The organism is Arthrobacter sp. 35/47, assembly GCF_000520475.1.
Taxonomy (GTDB): domain Bacteria; phylum Actinomycetota; class Actinomycetes; order Actinomycetales; family Micrococcaceae; genus Arthrobacter_D; species Arthrobacter_D subterraneus.
On the sequence record NZ_KI914603.1, the window covers coordinates 197,951 to 211,013 of the forward strand.

Below are 13,063 nucleotides of genomic sequence, written 5' to 3' on the forward strand. Positions count from 1 at the left end.
CTGCTCGGTATACCTCTTCGGCGGCGAGCCGTTGTAGGGCTGCTAATGACGCCTCGGAGTAGAAAGCGGCGTGAGGCGTCAGGATTGCGTTGGAATGGTTCCTCAGTCCGTGATCCGTGGGTAATGGTTCCGGGTCGAACACGTCGAGGGCGGCTCCTGCAAGTTGCCCGGTTTCGAGGGCGGCCAGGACGGCGTCCTGGTCGACGAGGCTTCCCCGTGCGGTGTTCACGATGAAGGATGCCGGTAGCATTTTTCGGAGGTTCTCGGCATTCACTACTTTGTATGTGTCCGGGGTTGCCGGGGCATGAAGTGAGATGACGTGCGCGCGCCGGAAGATTGTGTCCATGTCGACCAGCTCGATACCTTGGCCAGCGGCCACAGCCGGATCGATGAAGGGGTCGAAGGCCAGGACCGGGAATCCGAATGGTTTGAGCCGGGTGACGACGCCTAGCCCGATGCGGCCCAGCCCGATGAGACCAATTGTGGTGTCCGCGGAAGCTCGTATCGGTGCCAGCGATGGCGGCGAGATCCAGCCGCCACTGCTGAGGACCCGGTCGAACTGCACGATCTTCCGAACGAGCACGAAGATGAGGCTGAGCGTGTGGTCGGCGACTGTGTCGGCACCATAATCGGGGACGTTGCAGACCGAGATCCCGCGCTCATTCGCCGCGTGAAGGTCGACGTTGTCATATCCGATTCCGTATCGGATGACGACTCCCTCTGCCGGCATCGCGTCCAGGACTTTCGCGGTGATGGGTGCGAAGTTCACCAGCACGACGTCGGCCCCTCGTACAGCGTTCCTCGCTGCTTCCTGTGTGGTGACTTGATTGACCTCGAATTCGGCGTCGAGCGCGGCCGCGGCGGAGCGCTCGTCATCAAGAGAGGTGAAGTTATGGTCGGTAATGACTACACGCATTACTGTCCTCCTGCGGACGCCGCCGAAACCGACGCTATTCCGATCTCCTGTCCGCATCCCGCTGCTGACAGGACGGGGTCTTTTCGTGAACACCTCCGGGTCTGGTCCCAGGGTTCTTGCAGCCGGTAGGCCGCAATTGCGGCTCCCCCCTGTACGGTGGCCAAGTCTGCGGCCGACAGGCCTGTGTCGGCCACGAGGTTTGATAGGTCCTCCCAAGCTTCGCGGTAGCTGCGCCGTAGCAGGATGACTGGCCAGTTGCTGGCCAGCATCGCTCGCTGGGCGCCGAAATGGGTGAGAGCCCAGTCGACGTAACGAGCCAGTTCGGCAGGTTGCCATTGAGCCCAGCCGGTCAGAACGTCAATCCCGACGGAAATTTTGATATAAACCGAGGGCGACTTCGCCAGCTCGGCGATCTGCCCCGCCCACGGCTCCCATCCAGCGGCATCCACCGGGGGGCGCGCGAGGTGATCCAGCACGACCCGCAGGCCAGGAACTGCGCTGGTTAGGGAACCGACCGCCGACACTTGGGCGGGTGTGACGGGAACGATGTCCCAGGACAATCCTTGGTCCGCCAGGTCCTTGAAGAGCGAGATAACCTCGGGTTCGTTCAGCCAATTGAGTGGCCGTTTTCCTACGAGGCAGCGGACTCCGTTCCACGACGCCGTGTCGGCTCGCGCCAGTTCGGCCCTGGCAGCCTGAGGTTGATCGAGGGGAAGCCAGCCGACGACGCCCGCTACCGAGGCGCAGCTGGCGGCGTAGGCCGCGAGCCGGTCATTTTCGTCGCTGCTGTCGACTGATTGGACGAGCACTGTGGCGTCGACCCCGGAGTCGACGAGTTCGTGAGCCAGATCCGCCGGTTCGTAGTCCCGCGCGATGTGGCTGTGGTCCGAAGTACGCCAGGCTTGCTCCTGCGCTTCAAGCTTCCAATAGTGGTGGTGTGCGTCGATAACGCGTGAGGCCGGCTCCGGTGCCTGCATCAGTGTCCCTTCCACTGGGGTGTGCGGTGTTCCGTGAAGGCGGCGACGCCCTCCTGGAAATCTGCGCTGCCGTAACAGCGGAGCAGGAGGTCGTCACCGTTGGCGGCAGGGTCATCCTGAAGGCGCCTGTCCATTTCCTTCAGCGCGGCGACCGTGACCGGCGCGGTCTGGCTCATTCTGTTGCTCAGTCGGGCCACCGCGTCCTCGAAGTCGTCGTGTGCGACCACCTTGTACACGAACCCTGCCTTTTGCGCCTCCTCGGCCGGCAGGAGAGACGCGGCGAGGAGCATGGCCATCGTGCGGCCGTGTCCCATGCGGGCATGCAGCCGCCTCATTACTGCCGGTGGGATGCAGTTGCCCACGGTACGGGCGATGGGTACTCCGAACGTGGCTGATTCGGTTGCGATCACGACGTCAGAGCAGGCGGCGATGGCTAGTCCAGCACCAACGGCGGGACCATCGACAGCAGCGATGACCGGGATGCTCAGCTTCAACAACTTGTCGAGGATCCCGGCGACGTGCTGCTCGTACTGAAGCCCCTGCTCGCCAGTCGTGAAGGATCCGAATTGCGTGATGTCCGTTCCGGCGGCAAACGCACCTCGCTGGCCACGAATAACGATGACCCTGACCGCCGGATCAACGGCGGCCTCTTCTATCGCCTCCGCGAATTCGTCGTACATGCGCCAGGTAAGGGCATTGTGGCGTCCTGGATTGGCCAAGGTCATATGCAGGACCGGCCCGATCTTCTCGAGCAGGATCCGACCATCGCCGACAGCAGCGACAGTCACGAGCCAAGCACCTCCTCGTTGTGCTCTCCGAGCAGTGGTGGGTGGCGTCGGATGCTAGGAGGGGTTCTGCTGAGTCGAAGCGGCGAGTTGAGGACTGCCACCTGGCCTTCTACCGGGTGCTCAACGAATTTGATCATGTCTCGTTCCTTGACGTGTGGGTCGTCTTCAAGAACTTGCTGGTAGTTCTGAATCGGGCCAGCAGGGACGCCTGCAGCGAGGAGGATATCCACCCAGTTCGCCGTGGTTTTTTCTGCGAATCTCGCCTCGAGTTCAGCCACCAGCTCGGTCCGATTCGCCATCCGACCCGGGTTGTCGCTGAAACGAGGATCCACCAGGAGATGATCCAGCTCAGCGACTGTGCACAGACGCTGCCACAGGCGCTCATTGTTCGCGCCAATAGTGATGAAGCCGTCCTGAGTGGCCAGGGCCTGGTAAGGCGCAGACATGCGGTTCGCGGACCCGAGAGCCACAGGTGCGGAACCAGTGGCCCAGAATTCTGTTGATTCCCAGACGGAGAAGGCAAGGGTGGACTCGAACAGGGACGTCTCTAGATACTGCCCCTGTCCCGTTTCCTTGCTTGAATTCCAAGCAGCAAGGATACCCACAGCGCAGAAGAGGCCTGCCCCCAGATCTGCCACAGGAAGGCCGCTCTTGACCGGTCGGCCCCCGGGTTCACCGGTGATGCTCATAACTCCAGCCATGGCCTGGGCAATGAGGTCATATCCCGGGCGGTTGGCGTAAGGCCCTGTCTGGCCGAAACCGGAGATGCTTGCAACGACAAGGCGAGGGTTGAGAGCGATCAGGGTCTCGAAGTCCAGCCCGAGCCGTTTCGCGACGCCTGGCCTCCAGTTTTCGATCACGACGTCTGCGGTCCTGACCAACTTATGGAACGAGTTGACGCCCTCCTGGGTTTTCAGGTCAAGGGTAATGCTGCGCTTGTTGCGATTGAGACTGAGAAAGGCGCGGCTGTCCTGTCCCTTGCCGGAAGTTCCCCATGAGCGCCGTGTCTGGTCCCCGTCGTTCGGGTTCTCAACCTTGATGACGTCGGCTCCCAGATCGGCCAGGACCATGGTGCAGAAAGGGCCGGCCATGATTTGGGTTAGGTCAAGGACAGTCATTCCGGTCAGCGCCCCGGCAGCGGCCGCTGCGTTGGGAACGGAGGGTGATATGGGCACGATGGCCTCCTTGTCGGGGTGTAACACGGGCGCTTGCGACGAAATGGCAGACGTGCTGCTGTGAATTTGACCAGATATGAGGCTTCCCTCCCCGCTTTCGGGAACAGCCGTTCCCCAGCGCTGCAGAAGGCGCCTGCTTACGGAATCAAGGGCCCTCATTGGGAGAGGGGTCTAGCGGCCATGTCCACCCTGTCACCAAACACCCGGCTCACGAGTTTTGTCACAGGAGCGTCGATCCCGTGTGCCGCCGTTGCCTTGACCGCAGTCCGCAGATCCTTGTGCCAGGGCCTGTGGGACGGTTCCACGCCGGCGGCGTCGTAGGTATGGGCAACATCTTCAAGGAATCCGGGATGCCGGACGCTCCAGCAGTCTGCGGTTCCACCGCAGAGTGCTGCCAGCAGTGCATCCCGGTCGACGCCGCCGGCATCCGCCAGCGTCATCGCTTCCTGCAGTACTGCCTGGGTCCCGAAAAAAACCATCTGGTTCGCCATTTTTGCGCTCTGGCCGGCGCCGAGCGGTCCCATGACATGGACGGTGCCCAGCACCGCAAGCAGCGCGCCCCATCGCTCAATGGTCTCCGGGTGCCCGCCGACCATAAGCGAGAGGGAACCAGCCTCTGCCGCGTCGCTGCCCCCGCTGACCGGGGCATCGATGACCTCGGTCTCCGGGGTCCGCACCTCATCCGCCAGTTCAGTGAGCGCGCCAGGTCCCACCGTGGCCATGATGACGACGGCGGCGGGCGGACTTGTTGCCGATCCGATGCCTGCCGGGCCGGAGAGCACGCTCCTGCACTGGCCGGCATCGCTGACGAGGATAAGCACAACGTCGGCTTTGTCCGCCAGGTCCTTCACGGAGTCAGCGAGGACGAGTCCAATGGCTGCTGCACGTGCACCGGGACTGACATCGAAACCGACGACATCGAGGCAGGTGGAGGCAAGCCGTCTCGCGACCGGCAAACCCAGGTTCCCCAAACCGACTACACCGACGACGACGCCGGGCCGATCACCGTCGGTTCCCGGCGCCGTCGTGCTCACGGCGCCGGCTTCTGAAGCGTCCAACGTCACTTCCGGACGTCCTCTTCTTCGCGCTTCACATTCTTCGCTGCCACCGGCTTTTTCCGCATCGCCCAGGAGCGGTAGAGGGCCCAGCCGACAGTTACCACGCTCAGGATCAGCATGACCAGCGGTATGGGCTGCAAGACCCATTCGTACGATCCGCTATTGATGATCGTCGCGCGGCGGAAACCGGTCTCCGCGAGCGGCCCCACAATGAGACCGATCACCAGCGGCGCCGGCGGGAAGCCGCCCTTGAGCATGAAGTAGCCGAGCACACCAGCCGCAATGGTGATCATCACGTCCACAGCGCTTGACTGCAGTGCGTAAGCTCCTACGACGCTCAGCGCCAGGATGGATGGCCAGAGATATTCGGTGGGAATACGGGTAATCTGACCCCAGGAACGGATACCGGCGAGACCGACGACGAACATCATCACTGGAATGACCAGCAGCGCGATGAAGATTCCGTAGACCAGGTCCGGCGACCCTGTGAACAGCCCCGGTCCGGGCTGGAGACCATGCACCGTCAGTGCGCCGATCAGGACGGCGGCTGCCGAGTTGCCCGGGATGCCGAGGATCAATGTGGGAGCCAGTGTGCCCGGAACCGACGCGTTGTTCGCTGATTCGCACGCGGCCAGGCCGCGAGGGTCCCCTTTGCCGAAGTTCTCGGTGTTCCTCGAAAGGCGCTTTACTTCGTTGTGCCCTATAAAGGATCCGATGTCTCCACCGGTCCCGGGCAGGACGCCCACGCCGAAACCGATAAGGGAGCTGTATGAGATGCCCGGCATAAGTTTACGAAGACCGGACCATTTCAGGCGGAAGGATCCCGGAGGAATGGAACTGACCTTCCGATGGTGGATGTGCTCCTCGAACCGCACCAGTGCTTCTGCAACACCAAAGAGTCCAATCAGGACCGGGATGAAACCAAGACCAGACTGGAGCGCGTCGACGCCGAACGTCAGTCTGGTGATGCCATTGATCGGATCGGTTCCTACCGTGGCGATCAACAGGCCAACCAGGCCGCTGATCAATCCCTTCACCATTGCGCCTTCGGACATCGAGGCGATCAGCGCGAGGGCGAAGACAGCCAGCATGAAGAACTCCGCGGGGCCGAACTTCAATGCAAACCCCGCGAGGGTCGGAGCGAAAGCCAGCAGCAGCACGCCGCCTATGACGCCGCCGATCGATGAGGCCACCAGGGAAATCGTCAGCGCGAGGCCACCCTTTCCCTGGAGCGTCATGGGGTGGCCGTCAAGCAAAGTGGCTGCCGATGACGGTGTTCCCGGAATGCGGAGGAGTATTGCCGGGATGGAGCCCGCGTAGACGGCGCCCGAATAGATTCCGAGGAGCAGGCACACGCCGGGCAAGGGATCGGTGACGAACGTGAACGGCAGCAGGATGGCGATGGTCATGGTGGCTGTCAGACCGGGAATAGCGCCAACCACTATTCCGCCCAAAATACCGATGAGCATGAAGAGCAGCGGCTGCCAGGTCAGGACCGATTCCAGTCCGTTCAGGAAATCGTTCATGAAAGGAGCCTTTCCAGGAACTCACGCGGAAGCGATACACCAAAAATGGTGTAAAAGATGTAGAAGAGGGACACACTCGTGATCATTGGCAGCAGGATCAACGGCAGCCACTTCCGGATCCCCATGAGGAAGAGAGCAGCGAACAGGAAGAGCGCGGTTGCCGCGATATAGCCCAGGACATCAAGGGCGAGGGCGTAGAAAATCAGCAAAACCACTACGCTGGCTACGCGGAGGCCATCCCTGCGAGCGGGGAGCGGGTCACCCGAACCCCGCTGAAGCGCGAGGAGCACTGCCAGGACGATCAGCGAGCCGGCTATCAGCCTCGGGTAACCCGCGGCGCCGGGATCGCTGGAAGCACCGGATTCACTTAATGCTGCGGTTTGTGTGAATACCAGTACCCCGAGGACCAATAACAGTACGGCGCCTACGATGTTACCGATCCGTTCCGAACGGAGCGTTGTTGTTGTCATGGATACATTCCTTCAGGAAGGGGTTCGGTGCCCGGCGCTGTGCCGGGCACCGGTCTGCTAATAGAGGTTGGCGACCATATCCTTGTACCGCGTGAACTCCTCGTCCATGAACGTTTCGAATTCCTCACCCTCGACGACTTCCGAGCCGTACCCCTGGGACTTCATGAATTCCTGGAACTCTTCGGTGTTGGCTGCTTCCGCGAAGCACTCGGACAGCTTCTGAACGCGGTCTTCCGGAGTTCCTTCAGGCGCGACCACACCAAACCAATTTGCGGCTTTCCAGTCGATGCCCTCCTCCTCAGTGGTGGGGATGTCGGGCAGCACATCGAAGCGCTCGTCAGACATGGTGACGAGACCGCGGAGTTTGCCTGCTTCGATTTGTGAACGCATTTCTGCACCGGAAGGAGTGAGTGCTTCCACCTGTCCACCGAGTACGGCGGGGATCATTTCCGCGGAACCGTTGAAGGGTACAAACTCGGTGAATTCCACGCCGGCTGCATCGGCCAGTCCACGGGCGGCAAGATCCCAGATGCCGCCTTGACCGTTGGTCGCAACGCGGATCTGGTCACCGTTCTTTGCACCCTCCACGAGATCGTCGAAGGTTTCATACTTTGAGTCGGGCGAGACTGCCAGGACAGAGGGAGTGGCTTGGAATTTGACGATTCCCCGCAAGTCTTCGGGTGTCACCTCGGCATTTCCGAGATGGTTGAGGATGGAGACCTCCACCGTAGCCGTTCCGATGGTGTAACCGTCCGGCTCGGCGTCGGCGATTGCCTGATGCCCTGTGGCGCCGGCTGCCCCTGTCCTGTTGGAAATGATGATGCGCGTTCCACAGGTATCTTCCGCCTGTGCCGCTAGCTGGCGGGTAGTGAGGTCTGTACCTCCGCCGGCGGCCCAGGGAACGATCATTTCGATCTGCGATGAGGGGAAATCATCTTCCGTTCCGCCCTCAGGGGCAGCGCCTCCCCCGCCGTCGGAACCGGCGTTGCCTCCGCAGGCAGCCAGTGCAGTGGAGAGCGCGACGACTCCGCCGACAGCAGCGAGGCTGAGACGGACCGATCGATTCGAACGAGGTGTTGATGGTGCCATGATGGTGATTCCTTTTCGGTAGTGCGGACGTTGAGGTAATCGTTCTAGGGGAATGACGGTTGTTCTGTTCGTTTGAAGTCTGGTGATCGTTTCTCCCGGAACGCGTTGACGCCTTCCTTCACCGCCTCGGTGCGAAAGACTTCGCCAAACAGCTGTGCTTCAAGATCCAGCCCGGTTACGAGTGGTTCTTCCACCGCAGTTCTGACGAGCCGGCGGATCGAGGAAATTGCCGTTGCGGGCAGGGACGCGAGGTGGTGGGCGAAGCCGAGCGCTTCCGACTGCGCGCTATCCGATGCGAGTACGCGGTTAACCAGGCCGATGCGGTGGGCTTCGGTCGCATCGATGGGTTTGGCGGTGAACATAAGTTCAAGGGCGCGTGCCGGACCGATGATTCGGGGGAGTAGCTGAGTGCCCCCGTTGCCGGGAAAGACACCCCTGGTGACTTCCGGCAACGCGAACGATGCTCTTTCAGTAGCGAATCGCAGGTCCGCTGCGAGTGCCACCTCAAGGCCGGCGCCGTATGCCACACCGTCTACCAGGGCAACGGTGGGCTTGCCGCAGTTCGCTATCGCAGCGATGAGCTGATGCCCTTCCCGGGCGACCTGCTCGGCATCCCCCTCGAGAATGCGCTGAGGAAATTCGCGGATGTCTGCGCCGGCTGAGAAAGCCCGTGTTCCCGACCCGCGTAAGATCACGGCCCGGATGTCGCTCCGGTTGGTGAGTGCGAGGAACATATCGCGAAGCTTCGCCTTTGTGGCCCTCGACAGCAGGTTGAGCGGCGGATCATCGATGGTGACCAGTGCAACGTCCCGCTCAAGCTGCATGCTGACAAGTTGCGGCGCGTGGGTGGTGTACGCCATGGTTCCTCCTTCGCCGTTGAAGTGGATCGGTGGGCAGTGGATCACTACAGGTTCCCTGACCTTGAATCTTCGTCATCGAGGAACCAAGTTCATATTTAGGGACTGTATTCATAATGCTAGACCGGGCACCCGGTGAATACAAGAGATTTTCCCTATGCACTCCGGGTCCATCCCGCGTCCGGGGACAGGTATCCGGGCATGGCTGCCCAGGCCCGGTACAGCGATTCTTCAAGCTGTACCGGGCCGGGTAACCACCGACGTAGCGGCGGCAGTCATGGTCAGGAGAGCAGGTCCTTCGCGATGATGTTGCGCTGAATCTGGTTTGTTCCTTCAATGATCTGAAGGCCTTTTGCCTCCCGCATGAACCGCTCCATCGGGTAATCGGTGCTGTAGCCTTTTGCGCCGAAGATCTGGATGCCGTCGAGCGTGATCTGCATGGCGGTGTCGGTGGCGAAGGTCTTCGCCATACCGATCAGCGGCGCTGCATCGCGAGGCGACATGCCGCCGTCGAGGACTGCTGCCGATTTGTAGACCAGATGCCTGGAGGCTTCCAGACCGATCTTCATGTCGGCCAGCATCCACTGCAGTCCCTGGAAATCGGCGATCCGCTGTCCGAAGGCCTTGCGCTCCTTCGCATAGGCGACCGCATGGTCAAGGGAACCCTGAGCAAGTCCGAGGGCGCGTGCACCAACGAGGGGGCGCAGCTTGGTGAAGGTGCTGGCGGCAGTTTTGAAACCGTCCCCCTCAGCGCCCAACCGGTCCTCGGTAGGGACAAAGACATCTTTGAACTCGACCTCGCAGGACGGGATTGCCCGCCCGCCGATCTTGTTCATCTTCGCCCCACGGACCACGCCGTCAGCGGTGGTGGGAACCACAAAGGAGCTCAACCCGCGGTGACCTGGTTCTCCGGTGCGGGCAAACGTCACGAAATAGTCCGACACCGGCGCGTTTCCGGCCCACACCTTCTTGCCATTGAGGAGGTATCCACCGTCCACCGGCTCGGCTCGGGTTTGCAGGTTCGCCATGTCCGATCCTACTTCCGGTTCCGTGTTGGCGGTGGAGAACCGCAAGGTCCCATCAGCCAGGCCGGGCAGGTACTTTCGGCGCTGCTCCTCACTGCCGGCCGCACTGATCGCGAAGAACGGCTGCCAGGTCATCATGAGCAGGTAGGACGTGTTGTAACAGGCGCGGGTGAACCCTTCGATGGCGAGCACGCAACTCAGGATTCCGGAATTCCTGCCGCCGTGCTCGGGCGCGAACGGCAGTGCGAGGTAGTTCTTTTCAACCAGCAGGTCGAACATGTCCTGCGGGTACTCGCCGGTCCTGTCACGGTGCGCTGCTCCTGCGGCAACGGGTCCGTCCGCCAGAACGCGGATTTCTTCCTGGAGCGCCAGCTGTTCGTCAGTGAGCGCGTACTGCTCCTTCTGTTTGGTTTCGGTCATGGTGCTCATGATTGCTCCTTGGCATGGGTTCCGTTGATGGTGGTGCTGTAACTGGTCTTGCGTGGGATGGCTGTGCGGACTATTCCGCGAGCTGTCAGGTCGTCGATGTCGGTGTCGGGAAGCCCCAGGTCCCGGAGTACGTCCTGGGTGTGTTCACCGAGGCGGGGTGGTGGCAGATCAGCCGGCGGCCAGGGAGGAGTTGCGATCACAGGGGTGCGGATCTGGCGTAGGCGCCCAATCGTGGGGTGGTTCACCTCAAGGGTTCGCGGCGGTTCTCCAGGAAGGACGTCCGCAAGTCCAAGGACAGGCGCGACGTCCATGCCGACCCTGCCGAGGTTTTCCAGCCAGTGAGCACGCGGACGCGTGCCCAGGAGCGCGGCCACCCGTTCACGTCGGCGCGCCGCCCCTTGTGTCGATCTGCTCCCGGCTGGCCCTGCGCCGGTGATCAGTCCGGAGGGATCAGCTTCAAGCCAGAGCGAGAGCCCGTCTGCGCAGACATATGCCCCCCGTACAGTGTCTTCGTTGGTCCGGGGAAGAGCTGCATGCGCGGTGCCGTTTTCCCTCTCCGTGACTCTGGTGATTCGATCCATCTGGGCGTACAGCTGTGTATCCAGCAGGTTGAGCTCGATCGTGGAACCGACCCCGCTCTGCTCTCGTCGGTGAAGGGCAGCCAGTATGCCGGTGGCGGCCAGTACTCCCGCAGCTACATCCGGGAGGCTCACACCCATGCGCACCGGCCGGCCCTCCGCCTGACCTGTGTCGGCCATCGACCCGCTGAGTGCCTGGATCACCGGGTCGTTGGCGGGCCGGGGTGCGTAAGGGCCGTCCGGCCCGAATGCGGATACGGTGCAATAAATCAGTTCCGGGTGTGCGTCGCGCAGCACCGCCGCACCGATTCCCAGTCGCTCCGCCGTGCCGGGCCTGAAATTCTGTACGACGACGTCGGCCTGGCCTGCGAGCTTCAAAGCGGCAGCAAGGCCCTCCGGGTGTTTCAGATCCATGGCTATGCTGCGCTTGCCGCGGTTGAATCCCAGGAAAATCGCCGATTCGCCTCCGGTATAGACGCTTCCCATGCCGCGGCCGATCTCACCGCCGGGAGGTTCAAGCTTGATGACTTCGGCGCCGAGATCCGCCAGCAGCATGGTGCACCAGGGCCCGGCGACGAAATGCGTCAGGTCCAGGACACGCACGCCTGCCAGCGGAGCATTCATGACGCTGCTGTCCGGGCGGAGGGGGCTGTTTCCGCGTTGACGTGCAGCGGAGTGGTAGGTGCGAGCTGCAGCGGAGACCAGTCGGCGTGGAGGTAGCGGTACGCGGCCTCAACCACCCAGTAGTTTCCGTAGGGCATCACATCCTCCAGCGGGAAGCGGGAGAAACCGGCGCCCGCCTTCTCGGCCGGCAGCCGTCCCCAGCTGCTATGCAGGAGCACTCCACCCGGGCTCAGATAGTTTGTGAACAGTTCGCGGGTGATCGCATCGGCTGCTGTGCCGGCCCAGCCGGTCGATTCTTCATCGAGCCGCGCCAGACGCAGCAGCGCGTTCGCGGCGATGGTGGCACTGCAGGAGTCCCGGGGAACCGCGGGAGCCTGCGGGTCCGCGAAATCGTAGAACGGAACGCTGTCTGCCGGCAGGTGGTCTACGTACCACCGGCATACCTTCCGCGCCACCTCAAAGAAACGACGCTCTCCCGTCGCTTCGTAGACGTTGACGTAGTTGTGCATCGCCCAGGACTGGCCCCGCGACCACGTGGTGGAGTCGCTGTAGCCCTGCATGGAATAGCGACGTGCGGGCTGGCCCGTCTCGAGATCGAACTCGATAGCCTGATAGGCCGATCCGTCGTCCCGGACGATGCCGTAGTCGAGCAGGTTGGTGTTGTGCCGCCGGGCAATGTCGGCCAGTTCAGGATCGGATGCGGCCGACCAGTAGAACGGCAGCAGGTTGAGCCCCGTATCGATGACCGCTCGGTTGACGCCGAGGACCTGGAAGAACACACCAAGCCGCTCGTCGAAGTTCCTGCTGTACTGGCGGGTCGCTTCCAGGGCCGCGTCCGTCAGCCCGGTGTCTCCGGTGAGTCGCGCTCCGAGACATGACGCATAGAAAAGATCACTGCCGGCGGCAGAGAAGCGCGGCGGCTCCTTGGAGAGGCTGTCTGCGACGACTTCGGCGAGTTTCCGTGCGGCAGCGCGGATACGGTCGTCGTCGAAATGGTCGGCCACCAGCCAGAGGCGGCCGGTCAGAAACCCTACCCACTGGAAGGTGGACCAGTCATGCGGAAGGTAGGCATCGCAGGCACGGTAACCGCCGGTGGTGTACTTGAAGCCCGGAACGGCACCGGCGGGGGAATTTTCGATGATCTTCAGGACCGGCTCGATGCCGCTGCGCACGCTTTCGAGCGCCTGCTGTGCAAGGTCCTGCATGATGTCGGGCCGCGCAGGTGGGGTCTGGATGATGCTCATGAGGCTCCTTCATGACGGGTGGTGGGCGGCAGGCAGGCGGCCGCGCCGCTTTCAACCAATTGCCGGGCGTCGGCATCGGAGACACCGGCCGCCTCGAGGATTTCCCGGGTGTGTTCTCCCAGGAGGGGTGGTGCGCTGCGGATTACGGGCCTCTCGCCGTCGAATGTCATCGGCAGGCCGACTGTCTGCATCTTGCCGAGTGTTGGGTGTTGCATCGTGGCCAGCAGCCCGTTATGGAGCACCTGGGGATCGGACATCGCTTCTGACAGGCTGTTTACCGGTGCGCAGGGAACACCCGCATCCTGTA

Annotated in this window: 13 protein-coding genes; all 13 read right to left on the minus strand. The window is 62.4% G+C overall.

Annotated features, from left to right (window positions below):
• A partial coding sequence (locus X803_RS19485; RefSeq protein ID WP_051470697.1) for a C-terminal binding protein occupies positions 1–916 on the minus strand: 916 nt, incomplete at its 3' end.
• Positions 916–1,893 (minus strand): amidohydrolase family protein, encoded by a 978-nt coding sequence (locus X803_RS19490; RefSeq protein WP_051470698.1) that lies wholly within the window; start codon positions 1,891–1,893, stop codon positions 916–918. The genes X803_RS19485 and X803_RS19490, both read right to left, overlap by 1 nt.
• Positions 1,893–2,681, minus strand: coding sequence for an enoyl-CoA hydratase (locus tag X803_RS0111460; RefSeq protein WP_026545244.1), 789 nt, complete (start codon positions 2,679–2,681; stop codon positions 1,893–1,895). Before X803_RS0111460 ends, X803_RS19490 begins: the two co-directional genes overlap by 1 nt.
• Positions 2,678–3,799 carry a CaiB/BaiF CoA transferase family protein gene (locus X803_RS0111465; protein WP_026545245.1) on the minus strand — a complete coding sequence of 374 codons (1,122 nt, stop codon included), beginning with the start codon at positions 3,797–3,799 and terminating at the stop codon, positions 2,678–2,680. The genes X803_RS0111460 and X803_RS0111465 overlap by 4 nt, the downstream gene beginning before the upstream one ends.
• 212 nt (positions 3,800–4,011) lie before the next feature.
• The gene (locus X803_RS0111470; protein WP_026545246.1) at positions 4,012–4,920 is read right to left on the minus strand and encodes an NAD(P)-dependent oxidoreductase; all 909 of its coding nucleotides are present in this window, start codon (positions 4,918–4,920) and stop codon (positions 4,012–4,014) included.
• Positions 4,917–6,440, minus strand: coding sequence for a tripartite tricarboxylate transporter permease (locus X803_RS19495; protein WP_051470699.1), 1,524 nt, complete (start codon positions 6,438–6,440; stop codon positions 4,917–4,919). The genes X803_RS0111470 and X803_RS19495 overlap by 4 nt, the downstream gene beginning before the upstream one ends.
• Positions 6,437–6,910, minus strand: coding sequence for a tripartite tricarboxylate transporter TctB family protein (locus tag X803_RS0111480; protein ID WP_026545247.1), 474 nt, complete (start codon positions 6,908–6,910; stop codon positions 6,437–6,439). Before X803_RS0111480 ends, X803_RS19495 begins: the two co-directional genes overlap by 4 nt.
• 57 nt (positions 6,911–6,967) lie before the next feature.
• Positions 6,968–7,999: a tripartite tricarboxylate transporter substrate binding protein gene (locus tag X803_RS0111485; RefSeq protein ID WP_084033685.1), complete on the minus strand. Its 1,032-nt coding sequence runs from the start codon at positions 7,997–7,999 to the stop codon at positions 6,968–6,970.
• A gap of 44 nt (positions 8,000–8,043) precedes the next feature.
• Positions 8,044–8,859: an enoyl-CoA hydratase/isomerase family protein gene (locus X803_RS0111490; RefSeq protein WP_035778653.1), complete on the minus strand. Its 816-nt coding sequence runs from the start codon at positions 8,857–8,859 to the stop codon at positions 8,044–8,046.
• Positions 8,860–9,137: 278 nt separating this feature from the next.
• Positions 9,138–10,310 (minus strand): acyl-CoA dehydrogenase family protein, encoded by a 1,173-nt coding sequence (locus X803_RS0111495; RefSeq protein ID WP_216699057.1) that lies wholly within the window; start codon positions 10,308–10,310, stop codon positions 9,138–9,140.
• Complete coding sequence (locus X803_RS19500; protein WP_051470700.1) at positions 10,307–11,512, minus strand: CaiB/BaiF CoA transferase family protein; 1,206 nt, start codon at positions 11,510–11,512, stop codon at positions 10,307–10,309. The genes X803_RS0111495 and X803_RS19500 overlap by 4 nt, the downstream gene beginning before the upstream one ends.
• Positions 11,509–12,756: a YyaL domain-containing protein gene (locus X803_RS0111505; protein WP_026545251.1), complete on the minus strand. Its 1,248-nt coding sequence runs from the start codon at positions 12,754–12,756 to the stop codon at positions 11,509–11,511. The genes X803_RS19500 and X803_RS0111505 overlap by 4 nt, the downstream gene beginning before the upstream one ends.
• On the minus strand, positions 12,753–13,063 hold a 311-nt coding region (locus tag X803_RS0111510), incomplete at its 5' end, for a CoA transferase (RefSeq protein ID WP_026545252.1). The genes X803_RS0111510 and X803_RS0111505, both read right to left, overlap by 4 nt.